The organism is Pseudomonas sp. WSY_20, from assembly GCF_043104335.1.
Classification (GTDB): domain Bacteria; phylum Pseudomonadota; class Gammaproteobacteria; order Pseudomonadales; family Pseudomonadaceae; genus Aquipseudomonas; species Aquipseudomonas parafulva_B.
Genome location: NZ_JBICKP010000072.1, coordinates 1 through 18,094 on the forward strand (window position 1 = coordinate 1; position 18,094 = coordinate 18,094).

The 18,094-nt window shown below is 56.8% G+C and carries 15 protein-coding genes and 3 pseudogenes; 7 read left to right on the forward strand and 11 right to left on the reverse strand.

The window, feature by feature from the left end:
• Nucleotides 1–121: 121 nt before the first annotated feature.
• Complete coding sequence (locus tag ACF8E5_RS17155; protein ID WP_182138466.1) at nt 122–460, reverse strand: DOPA 4,5-dioxygenase family protein; 339 nt, start codon at nt 458–460, stop codon at nt 122–124.
• A 55-nt stretch (nt 461–515) separates the two neighbouring features.
• On the reverse strand, nt 516–1,415 hold the full coding sequence (locus ACF8E5_RS17160) for a choline sulfate utilization transcriptional regulator (protein WP_058603642.1): 900 nt from the start codon (nt 1,413–1,415) through the stop codon (nt 516–518).
• A 108-nt stretch (nt 1,416–1,523) separates the two neighbouring features.
• Here ACF8E5_RS17160 and betC point away from each other — a divergent pair, with 108 nt between their 5' ends.
• The 3 genes from betC (at nt 1,524) to ACF8E5_RS17175 (ending at nt 5,641) form a co-directional block, all read left to right on the forward strand.
• Complete coding sequence (gene betC / locus ACF8E5_RS17165; RefSeq protein WP_196185283.1) at nt 1,524–3,041, forward strand: choline-sulfatase; 1,518 nt, start codon at nt 1,524–1,526, stop codon at nt 3,039–3,041.
• A 14-nt stretch (nt 3,042–3,055) separates the two neighbouring features.
• Nucleotides 3,056–3,985, forward strand: a complete 930-nt coding sequence (gene choX / locus ACF8E5_RS17170; RefSeq protein WP_196185282.1) for a choline ABC transporter substrate-binding protein — start codon at nt 3,056–3,058, stop codon at nt 3,983–3,985.
• Nucleotides 3,986–4,075: 90 nt separating this feature from the next.
• Nucleotides 4,076–5,641, forward strand: coding sequence for a SulP family inorganic anion transporter (locus ACF8E5_RS17175; RefSeq protein ID WP_392475574.1), 1,566 nt, complete (start codon nt 4,076–4,078; stop codon nt 5,639–5,641).
• 39 nt (nt 5,642–5,680) lie between these two features.
• On the opposite strand, the gene aroE is transcribed toward ACF8E5_RS17175, so the two are convergent.
• Nucleotides 5,681–6,505 (reverse strand): shikimate dehydrogenase, encoded by an 825-nt coding sequence (gene aroE / locus ACF8E5_RS17180; RefSeq protein ID WP_392475576.1) that lies wholly within the window; start codon nt 6,503–6,505, stop codon nt 5,681–5,683.
• Nucleotides 6,506–6,530: 25 nt separating this feature from the next.
• Nucleotides 6,531–7,442, reverse strand: coding sequence for an oxygen-dependent coproporphyrinogen oxidase (hemF, locus tag ACF8E5_RS17185; protein WP_326383987.1), 912 nt, complete (start codon nt 7,440–7,442; stop codon nt 6,531–6,533).
• Between the two features lie 134 nt (nt 7,443–7,576).
• Here hemF and ACF8E5_RS17190 point away from each other — a divergent pair, with 134 nt between their 5' ends.
• Nucleotides 7,577–8,554, forward strand: coding sequence for an NADPH:quinone reductase (locus ACF8E5_RS17190; protein WP_058638755.1), 978 nt, complete (start codon nt 7,577–7,579; stop codon nt 8,552–8,554).
• 131 nt (nt 8,555–8,685) lie between these two features.
• Here the strand turns inward: ACF8E5_RS17190 and ACF8E5_RS17195 are convergent.
• The 7 genes and pseudogenes from ACF8E5_RS17195 to ACF8E5_RS17225 all read right to left on the reverse strand — a co-directional run.
• Nucleotides 8,686–8,989 (reverse strand): annotated as a pseudogene (locus tag ACF8E5_RS17195) (hypothetical protein).
• A gap of 375 nt (nt 8,990–9,364) precedes the next feature.
• Nucleotides 9,365–9,922 (reverse strand): L-threonylcarbamoyladenylate synthase, encoded by a 558-nt coding sequence (locus ACF8E5_RS17200; RefSeq protein ID WP_392475577.1) that lies wholly within the window; start codon nt 9,920–9,922, stop codon nt 9,365–9,367.
• Nucleotides 9,923–9,963: 41 nt separating this feature from the next.
• Nucleotides 9,964–10,383 (reverse strand): annotated as a pseudogene (locus tag ACF8E5_RS17205) (DNA-processing protein DprA); the annotation flags it as partial.
• A gap of 48 nt (nt 10,384–10,431) precedes the next feature.
• Complete coding sequence (locus ACF8E5_RS17210; protein ID WP_392475578.1) at nt 10,432–11,448, reverse strand: hypothetical protein; 1,017 nt, start codon at nt 11,446–11,448, stop codon at nt 10,432–10,434.
• Nucleotides 11,449–11,759: 311 nt separating this feature from the next.
• Nucleotides 11,760–12,293: a replication/maintenance protein RepL gene (locus tag ACF8E5_RS17215; protein ID WP_392475579.1), complete on the reverse strand. Its 534-nt coding sequence runs from the start codon at nt 12,291–12,293 to the stop codon at nt 11,760–11,762.
• Nucleotides 12,294–12,666: 373 nt separating this feature from the next.
• Nucleotides 12,667–14,331 (reverse strand): recombinase family protein, encoded by a 1,665-nt coding sequence (locus ACF8E5_RS17220; protein ID WP_392475580.1) that lies wholly within the window; start codon nt 14,329–14,331, stop codon nt 12,667–12,669.
• 44 nt (nt 14,332–14,375) lie between these two features.
• Nucleotides 14,376–15,062, reverse strand: a pseudogene (locus ACF8E5_RS17225) (DNA-processing protein DprA); the annotation flags it as partial.
• A gap of 207 nt (nt 15,063–15,269) precedes the next feature.
• Here ACF8E5_RS17225 and def point away from each other — a divergent pair.
• From def to rsmB, 3 genes are read left to right on the forward strand one after another with little or no spacing between them, the layout of a single operon-like run.
• Complete coding sequence (gene def, locus ACF8E5_RS17230) at nt 15,270–15,776, forward strand: peptide deformylase (protein ID WP_023532616.1); 507 nt, start codon at nt 15,270–15,272, stop codon at nt 15,774–15,776.
• A 60-nt stretch (nt 15,777–15,836) separates the two neighbouring features.
• Complete coding sequence (gene fmt, locus ACF8E5_RS17235) at nt 15,837–16,769, forward strand: methionyl-tRNA formyltransferase (RefSeq protein WP_392475581.1); 933 nt, start codon at nt 15,837–15,839, stop codon at nt 16,767–16,769.
• Nucleotides 16,766–18,076, forward strand: a complete 1,311-nt coding sequence (gene rsmB, locus ACF8E5_RS17240) for a 16S rRNA (cytosine(967)-C(5))-methyltransferase RsmB (RefSeq protein WP_058638759.1) — start codon at nt 16,766–16,768, stop codon at nt 18,074–18,076. Before fmt ends, rsmB begins: the two co-directional genes overlap by 4 nt.
• The last annotated feature ends 18 nt before the right edge of the window (nt 18,077–18,094 follow it).

Sequence of the window (18,094 nt, forward strand, 5' to 3'; positions counted from 1 at the left end):
GTGCCGCGATGGGCCGCATAGCGGCCCCAGCAATATGAGCTGCGAAGCTGAAATCCTGGGGGCTGCTTCGCAGGCATCGCGGCCGCTCCGGCAAGAACGCGCCTAAGATTGGATCGCCCAATTAACGCCCTTCGCCAAAACCCGACAAGTCCAGAGGCCGCAGCGCCCCCATCCAGATCGCATGATCGCGGTGGTCTGCCAGCTCATCCCCGGTAAGCGGGTGCAAAAAGACCACCAGCCCCCTGCGGTGCAACGCCAGCCAGGGCAGCACCACGCCAATGAGCTCAGGCTCGAACGCCAACTGACAGCTCCAGTCCGGATGCGGCCCAACAGGCCTGGTGTGCATACGCCCCATGGTGATCGGAAACAGCGCGGCTGCCTCCTCGCACAAGGCTCGCGCCTGCTCCAAGGTGGAGGCGTCGTAGTACACGTGGGCGTGATAACCCTTGATTCTCTGCACAGCTACTCCTGATGTGCGTCGATTCTGACAACATGCCACAAGCGGGCCCAGCATCTCAGAGGCAACGCTCGTGCTCAAGCCAATCCACGAAGCGTGCGATCAACGCCCCGCGACGCTTGCGCGGCGGCAATACGGCGTAATACCCACGTGCCGACCGCAAGGTGCCCTCCAACGGCCGGCACAGCAACCCTTGGTCGACCAGCCCATCCACCAGATGCCGCCAGCCGATCGCCATGCCCTGGCCCGCGATGGCGGCCTGGATCAACAACGTGTAGTTGTCGAACCGCAGCTGCCCCGCAGGCGGCGCGCTGGTCACCCCGAGCCCGCGAAAGACACCTGCCCAGTCGAACCACCGGCTCGCCTGCTCACCCTTGAGATGCAGCAGCGGCAAACGCTGCAAAGCCGCGGCAGACAAGGGTTTGCCATGGACAAGGCGAGGGCTGCATACCGGGAAAACCTCCTCATCGAACAGCCAACGGCTCTCGCCTTGATGAAAACGCCCATCGCCGAATAGCACCGCCACGTCAATGTCCGGGCGCAACATGCCTTGGCTTCGCTCACCCGTCACCAGGCTCACATCGACCTGTGGATACGCTTCATGAAAGCGCTGCAGACGGGGCATCAACCAGAACGCAGCGAATGCAAAATCCGTCGCCACCTGAAGTACTTCACGCTGATGGCGCCCGCTTGCGCGGGCCACGCCATCGTCCATGGTTTGCAACCCCTGGCTGGCGTACTCGAACAACACTTGGCCCGCCTCGGTCAGCTCGATGCCCCGGTAGATGCGGTCGAACAGCCGCGCGCCCAGTTGCGCCTCCAGGCGTTTTACCTGCTGACTGATTGCCGGTTGCGTGGTGCCCAGCTCCAAGGCAGCTGCCGTAAAGCTGCGCAAGCGTGCGGCCGCCTCGAACACGCGTAGGGTATCCAACGACAATCCAGCAAGGTGTTCAAACATAAGCCTGGCTAATCCCACGCATTGCCCTACGGGGGCTTTACCCATGTTATGCACCGCCGCATCGTGGTAGGCAAGCATTGCGCATAACCTTCAACGATGGGAGCTTGCATGAAACGCCCTAATATCCTGTTCATCATGGCCGATCAGATGGCAGCACCCTTGCTGCCCATCTACGCCGACTCACCCATACAGATGCCTCATCTCACTCGTCTGGCTGCACAGGCCGTGGTGTTCGATTCGGCTTACTGCAATAGCCCGCTGTGCGCCCCCTCGCGTTTCACCCTCGTCAGTGGTCAGCTCCCTAGCCGTATTGGGGCCTATGACAACGCGGCTGACTTCCCCGCCGACATCCCCACCTACGCCCACTATCTGCGCCGCCTGGGCTATCGCACGGCGCTGTCCGGCAAGATGCACTTCTGCGGGCCTGATCAACTGCACGGCTATGAGGAACGCCTGACCAGCGATATCTACCCGGCCGACTACGGCTGGGCCGTGAATTGGGATGAGCCTGACGTGCGACCAAGCTGGTACCACAACATGTCCTCGGTGCTGCAGGCCGGGCCATGCGTGCGTACGAACCAGCTGGATTTTGACGAGGAAGTGGTGTTCAAGGCGCGTCAGTATTTGTATGACCATGTCCGTGAAAACGACGGCCGCCCGTTCTGTCTGACAGTGTCCATGACCCACCCTCACGATCCCTACACCATCCCCAAACGCTACTGGGATCGCTACGACGGTGTGGATATCCCGTTGCCCAAGCACTCCGATAGCCAAGCCTCGCTCGATCCCCACTCCCAGCGATTGCTCAAGGTCTACGACCTTTGGGACAAACCGCTCCCTGTGGACAAAATCCGCGATGCCCGGCGGGCCTACTTCGGCGCTTGCAGCTACATCGACGACAATATCGGTCAATTGCTGCACACCCTTGAGGAATGCAACCTCGCCGACGACACCTTGATCGTGTTCTCGGGCGACCATGGCGACATGCTGGGTGAGCGCGGCCTCTGGTACAAAATGCATTGGTTCGAGATGTCAGCCCGTGTACCGCTCCTGATCCATGCCCCGCAACGCTTCTCGGCCGGCCGCGTCAGTGCGTCCGTCTCGACCTGCGACCTGCTGCCTACCCTGGTCGAGCTGGCAGGTGGGGCTGTGGATAAATCCCTTCACCTGGACGGCCGCTCACTGCTTGGCCACCTGCAAGGGCAGGGCGGTCACGATGAGGTGATTGGTGAATACATGGCTGAGGGTACCGTCGGCCCGCTCATGATGATCCGCCGCGGTTCCTACAAGTTCGTGTACAGCGAGGACGACCCCTGTCTACTCTATGACCTGAGCCGCGACCCGTACGAGCGGGAGAATCTGGCTACCAGCCCGGATCATCAGGCATTGCTGCAGGGGTTCGTCACCGAGGCGCGCCAGCGCTGGGACATACCCGGCCTGCGCGAGCAGGTGCTGGCCAGCCAGCGACGTCGCCGTCTGGTGGCCCAGGCACTGGCCATTGGCAAGTTGAGCAGCTGGGATCACCAACCTTGGGTGGACGCCAGTCAGCAGTACATGCGCAACCACATCGATCTTGACGACCTCGAGCGCAAGGCACGTTATCCACAGCCCGCCCCACTGGATTGAAAAGAGAGCCCGCCATGCATACGTTCGCAGCTACCTTGTTCGCGCTAGCCGTCAGCCTGAGTACGCTTAACGCCCAGGCCGCCGGTAACAACGCGCAATGCTCAACCGTCAAGCTGGCCGACCCCGGGTGGAGTGACATCGCCACCACCAACGCAGTGGCCCGGCTGTTGCTTGAACCCCTGGGGTACCAGGTGAAGGTGGAGAGCCTGGCGGTGCCGATCATCTATGGCGGGCTCAAGGATGGCCAAGTCGATGCCTTTCTTGGGAGCTGGATGCCTGCGCACCAAGGCTTCCATGACAAGTTCGTCGCCAACGGGGATGTGCAGCAGCTCTCGCGTAACCTGCAAGGAACCGAATTCACCCTGGCGGTGCCGGACTATGTGTGGAAAGGCGGGGTACGTGATTTCGCGGACTTGAACAAGCACGCCGATCAGTTTGGCAGGAAGCTGTACGGCATTGGCTCAGGCGCGCCGGCCAATCTTTCGCTGCAAGAGATCATCAAGGGTGATGCCTTCGGCCTGAGCAAATGGAAACTGGTGGAGTCCAGCGAGCAGGCCATGCTGGCCCAGGTGGATCGAGCGGTCAAGAAACAGCAGTACATAGCCTTCCTCGGCTGGACGCCGCACCCCATGAACGTGAAGCTGAACATGCATTACTTGACCGGTGGCGAGAAGTGGTTCGGTAGCAAAGGCGACGTGTTCACGCTGACACGTAAGGGTTATCCACAAGCCTGCCCGAACGCGGCAAAGTTGCTGAGCAACCTGAGCTTCACGCTGGACATGGAAAACACCATCATGGCCGAGGTTGTGGATAAGAAGATCAGCTTCGACGAGGCGGCCAGGGCCTGGGTGAAAGCGCACCCCGAGGCACTGGATGGCTGGCTGAGCGGCGTGACCACCAAAGCGGGTGCAGACGCCGTCGCGGCCGTGAAACAAACATTGTAAACAGCGAGTGGAGAGCGGATCTGTCTGCGGTTGATTCGTGAAACAGATCACCTCTCCAGAACAGACACATCCTGGGGATTTGACCACCCTATGCATCGCCTCATACGCCTGCTGCCCTTTCTAGCCTGGCTGCCGCGCCAGACGCCCCGCAGCTTGCGTCAGGACCTGCTGGTGGGTTTGAGCGGCGCCATCCTGGCGCTCCCGCAATCCATCGCCTATGCCCTGATCGCCGGCCTGCCAGCGGAATATGGGCTGTATGCAGCCATCGTCCCGGTGCTGATCGCCTGCCTGTGGGGGTCCTCCTGGCACCTGATCTGCGGACCGACGGCGGCCATTTCCATCGTGCTTTACGCCAGTGTCAGCCCGTTGGCAGTAGCAGGAAGCGATGACTACATCACCCTTGTGCTGCTGCTGACCTTTCTGGGCGGTGTCTTCCAGTTGCTGCTGGGGCTTCTGCGTTTCGGGGCCTTGGTCAATTTCGTCTCGCATTCGGTAGTGATCGGCTTCACCCTTGGGGCTGCCGTGGTCATCGCGCTGGGGCAGCTGCCCAACCTGCTCGGGCTGGATTTGCCCAGCCAGGCCACCGCCTTGAAGACGGCTCAGGACTTGGCCAGCCATGCCGGCGAAATGGATGTGCCGTCCTTGATACTGGGGGCGCTTACCGTTGCAGTGGGCATGGCGCTGAAACTATGGCGCCCCCGCTGGCCTAGCCTGTTGATCAGTCTGTTGGCCGTCAGCCTGCTGGCGTGGCTGCTGCCCGGCGTGTTCGAGCACGTGCCGCGTGTACCGGCGTTCGAGGGGCGCCTGCCACCTCTGAGTGCCGTGCCGCTGCTGGACATGGACCTGATACTGCGCCTGCTCCCCAGCGCCGTGGCCGTTGGCATGCTGGGGCTGGTGACCAGCTTGTCCATCGCCCGTTCGTTGTCTGCGCGCTCCGAGCAACTGATTGACGCCGACCGGGAAATACGAGCCCAAGGGCTCTCCAACATCGTCGGTGCGTTCTTTTCCGGCTACCTCTCGTCGGGCTCGTTCACCCGATCGGGCCTGAGCTATGACGCAGGCGCACGCTCGCCCATGGCCGGGGTGTTCTCGGCGCTGTGGGTAGCGGTGTTCGCCGTCGCCGGTGCCGGCCTGATCGCGCACCTGCCGATTCCGGCGATGGCTGGCAGCATTCTGTTGATTTGCTGGGGGCTGGTTGATCGCAAGGCCATCGGCGCATTACTGCGTGTGAGCCGTGCCGAGTTCGTGGTCATGGCGCTGACGGCAGCGGCCACCTTGCTCCTGGAATTGCAGACGGCCATCTATGCCGGTGTGCTGGTTTCCCTGTTCTTCTACCTCAAGCGCACCTCGCGTCCGCGCATCCACCAGAGCCGCGAAGGCGATGCGGACATCTTGCGTGTAGGCGGCTCGATCTTCTTCGGTGCCGCGCATTACCTGCAAGTACGCCTGCAGCGCTGCCAGGGCCCGCAGGTGGTCATGGATGCGCGGCAGGTAAACTTCATCGACTATTCAGGGGTGGACATGCTGCACCGCGAGGCGAGGCGGCTGCAGCGAACGGGCGGCAGCCTGACCTTGCGCGGCGCCAGGCCACAGGTGATCGAAGAGTTGCACAAGCTCGAAGGCCCGGCGCGTTGCCCAATCCGGTTCGAGGACTGAGCAGCCACATGAAGCGCCGCTCAGGCGCCCAGCTTGCTGTCAGCCCCGCGCCAGCTGGCGGCGCAGTTCAGCGAGAACCGGAGCAGTGTCCGGCCGCACACCGCGCCACACATAAAAAGCTTCGGCGGCTTGTTCGGCCAGCATCCCCAGACCGTCCAGCACCTTGGCAGCGCCATGTTCGGCGGCCCACTGGCAGAACGGCGTTGGCGCCTTGCCATACATCATGTCGTAACACACCGTGCGACCGGGTTCGATCAGGCTGCTGGCAATCGGTGGCAGCTCACCGGCCAGGCTGGCCGAGGTTGCATTGATGATCACGTCCACCGGCTCTTGCAACCAGGCGAACCCGCTGGCCACCACCGGCCCCAGTTCATCGAACGCCTCGGCCAGGCATTCAGCCTTCTCCACCGTGCGGTTGGCGATCACCAGTGACTGCGGGTTTTGCGCCAGCAGCGGCTCCAGCACCCCGCGCACGGCGCCGCCGGCACCGAGGACAAGGATGCGTTTACCTGCCAGTTCCACACCGGCATTGACGGTCAGGTCACGGACCAGCCCCGCACCGTCGGTGTTGTCCCCCTGCAAAGTACTGTCGGCCAGCTTGCTGAGCGTATTCACCGCGCCTGCGCGACGCGCGCGCGGGGTAAGGCTGTCGCACAGGCGATAGGCTTCTTCCTTGAATGGCACGGTGACGTTGGCACCGCTGCCTTGCTTGAAGAAGCCGCGCGCGCAGTCACTGAAGTCGTCCAGCGGCGCCAGCAGCGTGGCGTACTCCAGGTCCTGGCCGGTCTGTTCGGCGAACAGGCGATGAATCAGCGGCGACTTGCTGTGGCCGATCGGGTTGCCAAAAACGACGTACTGGTCCATGACGGCTCCTTGAATGGTTACAGGCTTACTGGCCAAGCCAGTCACGGTCTTGCAGGAAGTACTCGGTCAGCCGCGCCTCTTCGCTGCCTGGCGCGGGTTTCCAGTCATAGCCCCAGCGTACCTGTGGTGGCAGCGACATGAGGATGGACTCGGTGCGCCCGCCAGACTGCAGCCCGAATAGCGTGCCACGGTCGTAGACCAGGTTGAACTCGACGTAGCGGCCCCGGCGATACTCCTGGAACTCCCGTTGCTGTGGGGTATAGGGCGTACCCTTGCGGCGCTGCACGATGGGCAGGTACGCGTCGATATAGGCATCGCCGATGGCGCGGATGAAGGCGAAGCAGGTATCGAAGTCCCACTCGTTCAGGTCATCGAAGAACAGCCCACCGATGCCACGGGGCTCGCCCCGGTGCTTGAGGTGAAAATACCGGTCGCACCAGGCCTTGTAGCGTGGGTAAACATCGGCGCCAAAGGGCGCGCACGCCTGTTCAGCGATTCGATGCCAGTGCACGCAATCTTCCTCCACACCGTAATACGGCGTCAGGTCGAAGCCACCGCCGAACCACCAGACCGGCTCTTCGCCTTCCTTCTCGGCGATGAAAAACCGCACGTTGGCGTGGGAAGTAGGCACGTGGGGGCTATGCGGGTGGATCACCAGCGACACCCCGAGCGCCTGGAAACCGCGCCCAGCCAACTCCGGCCGATGGGCGCTGGCTGAAGGCGGCAACCCGGTGCCGAACACATGGGAGAAATTCACCCCGCCTTTCTCGATGACGGTGCCTTCGCCGATCACCCGCGTACGGCCCCCGCCACCCGCTTCGCGCACCCAGGCGTCCTCGACGAAGCGGGCGCCGCCGTCTTCGCGTTCCAGGGCTGAGCAGATGCGGTCTTGCAAGTCGAGCAGATAGGCTTTCACAGCCTCGGTGCGGCTAATCATCGGGTCACCAGGAGCGGGCAGGAAACAAGTGGCGCGTAGCATAACACCGCCTGCCAGCGTCCCGCAGTTGACGGCAGTCAAGCAAAGGCGTCCGATAGAGGCCCCTTTCCCGATCCCGAATCCAGGAGTACGAGATGGCCAAGCGTATCCAGTTCAGCCAGCACGGCGGCCCCGAAGTGCTGCAGTGGGTTGACTTCGAGCCCGCTGACCCTGGGCCTCAGCAAGTTCGCGTGCGCAACCACGCTGTGGGCCTGAACTTCATCGATACCTATTTCCGCAGCGGTTTGTACGCGCCGCCGTCCCTGCCTTCGGGCCTGGGTACCGAAGGGGCAGGGGTAGTCGAGGCCGTGGGCCCTGGCGTGTCCCGATTGAAGGTCGGCGACCGCGTGGCGTATGGCGGGGGCCCATTGGGCGCCTACGGCGAGGTGCACACGCTGCCTGAGGCCAACCTGGTCAAGCTGCCAGAGGCCATCAGCTTCGAACAGGCTGCCGCCGTCATGCTCAAGGGCCTGACCGTGCAGTACCTGCTCAAGCAGACCTACGCTGTGCAACCTGGCGATGTAATCCTGTTCCATGCGGCCGCAGGCGGTGTGGGTTCGCTGGCGTGCCAGTGGGCAAAGGCGCTGGGTGCCAAGCTCATCGGTACCGTGAGCTCTGCCGAAAAAGCCGAGCGGGCCAAGGCCTTGGGCGCCTGGGCCACCATCGACTACAGCCAGGAGGATGTCGCCAAACGGGTGCTGGAGCTGACCGACGGCAAGAAATGCCCAGTCGTGTATGACGGGGTGGGCGCCGACACCTGGCTGACGTCGCTCGATTGCCTGCAAGCGCGGGGGTTGATGGTGAGCTTCGGCAATGCCTCGGGTGCGGTGAGTGGGGTGAACCTGGGCATTCTGGCGCAGAAGGGCTCGCTGTACGTCACACGGCCGACCCTGGCGACTTATGCCAACAACGCCGAGAACACCCAGGCCATGGCTGATGACCTCTTCGCCATGATTGCCAGCGGCAAAGTGACGGTGGATATCCAGCAGCGCTACCCGCTCAGCGAAGCGGCCAAGGCCCAGAGCGAGCTGTCGGCGCGGCGGACTGTGGGGTCCACTGTTTTGTTGCCTTGATTGGCAGAAGGTCGCGTTATGGCGACCAGGTGCTTGCCTTGGTTTTTGTAGTGTTGCGCAGATCGAGCGCCACCCACGCGGCGCTCGATCTCACAGGCGCTAAAAATCTAAAGGCGAACACCTGTCAGCCCTCACACCTTCTTCTGCGACGGCGGAGTCGACTCGATGCCATCCAGGATGGCCTCGACTACGCCTTCTGCCATTTCAATCGCATGCAGGTTCGACCAGAACATGCCACGGCCTTCTTCTCGCATGTAATCCAGGGCTTTGTAGCCGGTTTCGTAGGTGCTACGCAGGTACAGGGCTACGTGGACCAGAGCGTCCTCGGCGGAAATGTTCGGGTTGACGGTGAAGAGTGGGTCATGGCCGGTCGCAGCGGCCGAATGGGTGGGCGGAAGTAGAAGAAAGGGGTGGATCAGGTACGATTTTTTTCATGGCTTGCTCCAGATGATGAAGCTGGCGCCAAGCCGTTACCACACGGTTAAGGCGGCAGCTGTACGCGAGGTGGTAAACCGGGCTGGAGCGCTCCCGGCAGGCATGACGCCTCCCGCGCACAGCTGCCATAGCTGTGACGCCCCAGGTACATCCGGGTTACCACACCCGATCGCCAAGGTATTTGGCGACAGCTGAAGCCTATGGGGAGAGGTTCCTACTGAAAAGGTGATGGAAGGGGACGCGGCTCGTAGGATATTTCCCAAACCGAATATCAAACAACCGCCTTGGCAAAAATCAGAAAAAACCAAGTGGTCATGAGGGGAGTGGCTCAGGCGCTCGGCCCAAGCCTTGTCGGCAGTATGGCCCGCAGGTGCATCAACCCGGCCGCACCACTTCACCGGTAGCCAGATTGCGAATCAAACTCGGGTTCTTCCGCCCGCCCAACGCCCCACCCAGCACCAGATCCAGTTTTCCGTGGAAGTACTGCTCCACCCGCAGCCGGGTCTTTGCCGCAGGGCGCCCGCCAGGGTTGCACGACGTGGAGATCAGCGGCCCGACCAACGCGCACAGCTCGCGCACCACGGGGTGGTCGCTGACGCGAAGCGCTACGGTGTCGTGCTGCCCGGTCACCCATTCAGGTAACAGATCCTGATGCGGCACCAGCCAGGTGTTGGGACCAGGCCAGGTGCTGGCCATCCGGTCGATCCAGTCTTCGGGGAAGTCTTCGAACAGGAAGTCGAACTGGCGGATGTTGTCAGCGACCAGGATCAACCCCTTATCCACAGGTCGCGACTTCAGTGCCAGCAGCCGATAGACCGCGTCCTCGTTCCACGGGTCGCAGCCCAGGCCCCAGACCGCCTCCGTCGGGTAGGCGATCACTGCGCCAGCCCGGATTTCACGTGCGGCTTGTTGCACACGAAAACTGCTCACCATTGATGTTTCTCCACTGGGAATGTTGCCTGGGCGCAGTTTACTCAGCCCGAGCGGGCAAACCAACGCCCCGCTTGATTGCTGACCCGGCCAGCAAGCTCCAGTTCGGTGAGCTGCGCCAGTACCTCTGCCAGCGGCTGCTCACTGCAATGGGCCAGGCTTTCGGTGCTCTGCGGTGCCGCATGCAGCAGCGCCAGCAGCGGGTGATCGAAGGTGTCTGCAGCTGCCGGAGGCAGGTTCTGCCAGCCTTGCAGGGTTTCGAGTATCTGCTCGACGCTTTCGACAAGCAGGGCGCCGTCGCGGATCAGCTGGTGACAGCCTTTGGCGCCGGGGTGATGAATGGAGCCGGGAATGGCATAGACCTCACGGCCCTGCTCGGCGGCGAGCCGGGCCGTGATCAACGAGCCACTGGCCAAGCTGGCCTCGACCACCAGCACACCCAACGAAAGACCGCTAATCATCCGGTAAATTGATTTTCCGAGGAAAATCCTCGACCGCATAGCGGTGAGTTCTTACATTTTTGGCTTATTCATTCTTGATGATATTTCAGGCTTTACAGTATCTATATTGTCATTTTGCAACGCCTCAAATTCTTTTAAAACAGTTTGTTCAACTAAAATTGCATCTTTATCACTGACGAACTTACTATCAATTATCGTATTAGCACTTTCTTCTAATTCTTGTCGATGAATCATCGTTTCAAGTGTTAATCCTTTTCTTGCACTATCAACCCAATGAAAAATAGTATCTTTAAATTTTGTATATGCGTTAATTAAAAAGCCAAGTCTTTTCTTTTCAACTTCGATTTCGAGATCTTTTTTATCCAGCTCTTTCACTCTCGATGCTATTTCAGCCTTTGCCAAATCCACCGAAGCCTGCGCCGTAGCAGCCTCTGTGATGAGTTTTAAGGCGTTTTCAGCTTCTTCTTTTGCTTTGTCATACGCATAGCGCTGTGCGCTCTTACGTGGCCCATTATTGCTACGCAATGGCTTATGTTGTGTATGGTCAATTTCGCAATGTTTCATCACTGATTGATTAAATTGCAATTTCAATTTTGCCAGAACATTTTTTCTATCTAAATCTGCAAGCCTTTCACCATCATAAATACGCGGAACTAACATATTTAAATGTGGGTTTTTCTGGTCATGTAAATTTATAAAGCAAGAATTTCCAAACTTTGAAATTTCGCCTTTTATATTTAACTCTTTATGTATTGTTCTAACTAAATCAATGCCGATTTTTTTCCATTGCTCTGGTGATGGTTTATGTGGTGGTGGTAGTATAAAATTAAAAGATTGAGCATATGACTCAACTTTTCTACCACCTTTTTTATTATTCGCATCGAACTCAATAACTTCTTTAATTGTGTTATTCAAAAATTTGTTATGGTCTTTATTGAATATTTCAACTATTTTAGTATTTTTGTGATTTTTGTGCTTTGAACTAATCAAATAACTTGTATATTCAGATAGCCCTTGTGATTTGTTTTTCACTCTTTCCGTTGTAACTGTCCAGTTTTTTATGCTCATTATTATTTACAATTTGTTGTAAATATATAATAGCATTTTTAAAACCCAAAATTGAAGTTGTTCAGCCGATAATAATGTGTTCAAGATAGGACAACCCTACGGGTTGACGCACTCCGTGCTTCCTACTTGCTGGGGATACCCCAGACCCAAAAGCAAAAGCAAAAGCAAAAGCAAAAGCAACGCCTTTCGGCGGTCTTGGCAGACGGCCAAGCAATTTTCGATACTAGACTTCGCTGTCGCTCAATCTACTATCGAAAACCGCTTCGAAAAAAAATGGGAGAAAGTTGTAAAAAATGGGAGAGCGCTCCCATTTATTTATACATAGTTTTGATGTTGCTGGTCTCCTTTCTACAAGCTATAAGCTTGTCTCTTTTTTCCTTGTCGAGTTTATGAGCCAATCCTTTGCAAAATATATTTGAATTTACAAACAAATGACCTTCAACTTTCACAAAAATATCTTTTTGCTCTAAAGATTTGTAAATTCTTGATACGTTGCTTTTGCTAATATTTAAATCCTCACCTACTTTCTTCTGAGACAGCCCAATTAAATTTCCAAATTCCATCCATTTCAAGACATATGCCATTACTTTAAATTCGTTTGGAGTTAAGTCGAGCGTAATGAGATTATCAACAAACGCCATTACAAACTCACCTCCCAGCGAAATTTTTGGCTTGTCGTTGTTCTGTATTTTTGTAGTAATAGATAGATTGATAGATTTTGATTCTGGATTATCCATTGCGCTTCTATGTGCCGCATTTTGAACCTGTGCAGCAAGTGATTCAGTCGCTGTATATCCATTTTCTTGAAGATCTAATAAATCTTCGAATAGTATTTCTTCATTCATAAATTTTCCTCTTTTAATATATATAACATTTATTTGGGAAAAAGTTATCAATAGTGGAATTATATTTTAATATTGGTTATCAATTTTGATAACCTGAGTTGTCAGATTGAGCAACTTGAGTTGTTTATTTTGACAACTATGGTTATCAAAATTGATAACTATTTTTGGCTGTATGTGTTGAATATAGTGGGTTTGAGAGGGGTGTAAGAATAAAGAAAAAAGACAGTAAGAGATAGTTAACAGCAAAAGCGGAAAATCAAAAGCTATTGTCTGCGACGCTGGCTCACCCCATTTTTCAAATGGGGTATGTGCTTTGATTCAGCCATCTGCTTTGCTCGTCTAAAAGGTGCTACGCACGGACGAGCAATTCACATTAGCCTTTAACTGTTAAATCGAACATGGTCTGCAAATCAACTAAATCAAATTCTACAAGAATATTTTTTAGAGGGAATTGTCTGACATTTAAAGATAGCCTTTCATCAACTTCATTATTTCTTCTTTTAATTTCAAACTTTGTTGTTCTGCTTTGCTTTTCATGACCAACATAGAACACTATATCATTTTCTTTAAAAAATCTATTCAGCTTTAATCTGCCAGACTCACTTTTGAATAGTTCAATGGCTGTTAGCTCATCTTGAATTTCAATTGTTTCTGTTGATTTTCTTTCTAAAGTCTCAATTCCGATTTTTAGTTCGTCATATTGTTTTTCAAGGTCTGATAATTTTCTTACGAAAATTTTTGGGACGTTAAAATCCAACTCTTCAATTTGTGCGTTTAGATTTTCAATTTTTAATCGACAATCATTAAGCTCTTTAATTTTTAGAGAAATATCAGCATTAGAGTCTTGTTCGACTTTCAAGATGCTTGAAATAGCACCATTAAAATTATTTGCTTTTTCTCCAAATCCGGTTTTTTGCCAGGATGAACTACTTCCTACTTTTTTGATTTTTTTTAGACTGTCTAAAAAACTACCTAATACATATTCAAATCTCACATTCTCAGCAGTGCAAATATGCTTTTGAACTCGTGCATTATCACATTTAAAGAAAGGGTAAATCTTATCTTTATAGCGACTGCCACGATGGTCGTAATACATTTTACTGCCACATTCTGCGCAGTAAATTTGATGCTTGAAGATGTTAAAATCTTGCTCTGTTCTATTGCCTGACCAATTTTTTGCTTTTCGATTTTTCATCGTATCTACTGCTTTGTAAAACAAAGCAGGTTCGATAAGTTTTGGATAGTAATTCTCGATATAGCCAGTCAAGACCTTTTTTGATTTTCCACGCTCGTCATATTCGACTCGGTGCATAGGCATACAGCCAATGACTGTTTTAGCTTTGAGCAATTTGTTTAATGTTCCATTATTCCATTTCTTTTTTGATGTTTCATTGATTTTGATGATCGATGTGTTAATCCCATATTCGAGTAAAAATCCAAATAGATTTTCAATCTCTTTTTGTTCTTCTTCGACAATCACAAACTTACCATCTACAACACGAAGACCGTAAGGAACTGCTTTTCCACTCCTTATAATTACTTCGCCATTTTGCGCTTTTTCCCTTCTTTTACGCCATGCAGAATTTAGCCTTTTAGATTTAGTTTCACTTTCTTCATTTGCACGTTGCGCAATTAGCGCAATCATTAATAGATTTTCAAAATCCCGAGCAGGGTCAGAATATGAGTAAATTTTTTCATCGCTTGTCGTGTAGATTTTTATTCCTTTCTTCAAAATACTTTGAAGAAGCTCTACACCGTCAATGACTCTTTGTCGAGTAATTCGGTCGATACTTTCTACGACCAAAAAATCATCTTTTTTGATTTTTCTGTTATTGATACGCTCTAAAATCTCTTTGAAATTGCCAGAGCGAGCGTTATCGCCACGAAAGGCGCTTTTACCCCTGTCATAAATCACTTCCTCAATTTCCACGTCTGTGGTTGCTGTGAAGCGTTCCAGAGCGTTGTATTGACGTGCTTCGCTATCGCCACTTTCTTGCGTTATGCGTGAGTAGCGCACGTATGCATAAGCTTTTGCCACGACGATGATCCTCAAAAAAACCTCGGAGAATCATATCACCAGATCATGATGCGGTTGCGCCGGGGAAAATTACCGGGCAGCGGCCCGGCGTCGAGCGGATACTCCGACACCAGTGCACTGCCGTTGTCGATCATCGCATGGGCCAACGGCTTGTGCCGCTGTGGATAAAGTTTTTCAAGCCCTGTGCCCAGTACGCCTATCGTGGCCCCGCCAGCCTGCAGCGCAGCACGGTGAGCGGCACCATCGATGCCTACCGCCAGGCCACTGGTGACGACGAAGCCCGCCTGGGCAAGGTACCTGGCAAATGCGCCAGCCGTGTCCACCGCCGGCGGCGTCGCGCGGCGGCTGCCCACGATCGCCAGCTGTGGGCGGCTGAGCAGCGAAACGTTCCCCGCCACGAACAGCAGCGGCGGGGCATCGTCGATTTCGGCGAGCAGCGCGGGGTAGTCTGGGCTGTCCCACATCAGCAATTGCTGGCCCGGACGCTCTAGCCAGCGCATTGCAGCACTGGCCGCATCCCGTACTTGAGGGCTGCGCCTTGCATCGATACTGGCATGGGGGATGCCCAGTGCGCGCCAGGCAGCACCGGGGGCACTGAGCGCCGATGAGGCACTGCCGAAGGCCTCGATCAGGGTAGAAAAGCGGCGCAAGCCGGTCTCGGGAAGGCAATGCAGGCGCAACCGCGCCTCCAGTTCTGCAGGCGGGCAAGTAGATAAAGAGCAATCAGACATCGGCAATCATCCTTGATGCGAAACGGTTGATTCAGGCTGCGCAACCTGTGGATAACTCTGTGAGTAACACTTTGAAAAGCTGTCCATTGGCTGGGGGCTATCACGCCAATAGTCACCCTAGACGAGGTTGCCAGGTGCCGAAGTCCGCGTTTCCCTTTATTATGTGTGTTCAGTTTTCAACCAAACGCACAGTGACTGCCTGACCTTATGGCCATTTTGAACATTCTCGAATTCCCGGACCCGCGCCTGCGCACCATCGCCAAACCGGTGACGGCGTTCGATGACGCCCTGCGCCAGCTGATCGACGACATGTTTGAAACCATGTACGAAGCCCCTGGCATTGGCCTGGCTGCGACCCAGGTCAACGTGCACCAGCAAGTCGTGGTGATGGACCTCAGCGAAGACCGCAGCGAACCTCGCGTCTTCATCAACCCGTCGGTCGAGGAACTGACCGATGACATGGGCCAGTACCAGGAAGGTTGCCTGTCGGTGCCAGGCTTCTACGAGAACGTCGATCGGCCCCTGCGCGTGAGGGTCAAGGCCCAGGATCGTGACGGCACACCGTTCGAGCTGGAATGCGAAGGCCTGCTGGCGGTGTGCGTGCAGCACGAGTTCGATCACCTCAATGGCAAGCTGTTCGTCGACTACCTGTCACAGCTCAAGCGGGATCGAATCAAGAAGAAGCTGGAAAAACAGCACCGCCAGCAAGCCTGATTCCCACCTTCCAGAAGGCTTGCTCCGGCAAGCCTTTTTTCTTTTTGCAGCGAGAACACCATGCGCATCGTCTTTGCAGGCACTCCCGAGTTTGCCGCCGAACACCTCAAGGCCCTGCTCGACAGCCCGTACGAAGTCGTGGCCGTCTACACCCAGCCCGATCGCCCTGCAGGCCGCGGTCAGAAGCTGATGCCCAGCGCGGTCAAGGCGCTGGCCGTGGCCCATGACATCCCGGTGATGCAGCCACCAAGCCTGCGCAATGCCGAGGCCCAGGCACAATTGGCAGCCTTGGCACCCGACCTGATGGTCGTGGTTGCCTACGGCCTGATCCTGCCCCAGGCGGTACTGGACATCCCGCGCCTTGGCTGCATCAACAGCCACGCGTCCTTGCTGCCACGCTGGCGCGGGGCGGCCCCGATTCAGCGGGCAGTGCAGGCGGGCGATGCCGAAAGCGGCGTGACCGTCATGCGCATGGAAGCGGGCCTGGACACCGGCCCCATGCTGCTCAAGGTCGTCACCCCGATCAACGTCACTGATACCGGCGGCAGCCTGCATGATCGCCTGGCGCAAATGGGGCCGGCGGCCGTCATCCAGGCCATCGCCGGGCTGGCCGATGGCACCTTGCACGGCGAGACGCAGGACGACGCCCTGGCTACCTATGCGCACAAGCTGAACAAGGACGAAGCGCGTCTGGACTGGTCCCTGCCAGCTGAACAGCTGGAGCGCCTGATTCGGGCATTCAACCCTTGGCCGATTTGCCACAGCACGCTCGACGGGGAAACCGTGAAGGTGCTGGGTGCGTGCTTGGCCACAGGGCAGGGCGCACCCGGTGAAATCCTGGCGGCAAGCAAAGACGGCCTGGTGGTTGCTTGCGGCGAGCAGGCGCTCAGCCTGACCCGTCTGCAATTGCCGGGTGGCAAAGCGCTAGCCTTCGCTGACCTGTTCAACAGCCGCAAAGAGAAATTCACGCCAGGCAAGGTGCTCGGCCAATGAACCCACGCCTGGCCGCCGCCCGTGCCCTTGCCGCTGTGCTCAGCGGCAAGGCCTCTCTCAACAGCTCCCTGCCCGCGCAACTGGACAAGGTCGAGGACCGCGACCGCGGGCTGACCCAAGACCTGGCCTTTGGTACCGCCCGTTGGCAGCCACGCCTGGACCTGCTGGCAGCGCAGCTGTTGCAAAAGCCCTTCAAGGCCGCCGATGCCGATGTGCAGGCGTTGTTGCTGATTGGCTTGTACCAGTTGTTCTATACCCGCATCCCGGTTCATGCCGCCATTGGTGAAACCGTGGGTTGCGCCGACAGGCTGAAAAAACCCTGGGCCAAGGGGCTGCTGAACGCGGTGCTGCGACGTGCACAGCGCGACGGCGAAGCCATGCTGGCCGACATGGAGCGCGACCCGGTAGTGCGCACCGCCCATCCACGCTGGCTGCAAAAGGCGCTCAAGGCCTTCTGGCCGGACCAGTGGGAAGCCATCTGCGCCGCCAACAATGCGCACCCGCCGATGATCCTGCGCGTCAACCGCCGCCATCACAGCCGCGACGGCTACCTGAAGCTGCTCGCCGATGCAGGCGTCCAGGCCCAGGCCTGCGCGTATAGCCGTGACGGTATCGTGCTGGCCGAGCCGCGGGATGTTCGCGGCCTGCCAGGCTTTGCCGAGGGCTGGATCAGCGTCCAGGACGAAGCCGCGCAACTGGCCGCCGACCTGCTAGAGCTGGCGCCCGGTCAACGCGTGCTCGACGCATGCTGCGCCCCGGGAGGCAAGACCTGCCATGTGCTGGAGGCCGAAGCCGGGCTCTCTCACGTGGTGGCCATCGACCTTGAAGCCAAGCGCCTGGTGCGCGTGCGCGAAAACCTCGACCGCCTGAGGCTCGACGCCGAGCTGATCGCCTGCGATGCCCGCGACACGGCCAGTTGGTGGGATGGCAAACCGTTCCAGCGCATCCTGCTGGACGCTCCTTGCTCGGCCACTGGCGTCATCCGTCGTCATCCAGACATCAAGCTCACTCGCCAGGCCGAAGACATCGCGCCGCTGGCGGCCTTACAGGGCGAGTTGCTCGATGCCCTGTGGCCAACACTGGAGGTGGGCGGCATGCTGCTGTACGCCACCTGCTCCAGCCTACCGACCGAAAATACCGAGGTGATCGGCGCCTTCCTGGCGCGCACGCCAGGCGCACGCGAGCTGGACCTGGCCACCGAAGCGGGCCTGCGCCAGACGCATGGGCGCCAGTTGTTGGCCCAGGAAGGCGGCCACGACGGTTTCTACTATGCCAAGCTGATCAAGATTGCCGCCTCGCGCGGTTGAGCACACTGGGGAGTAGCG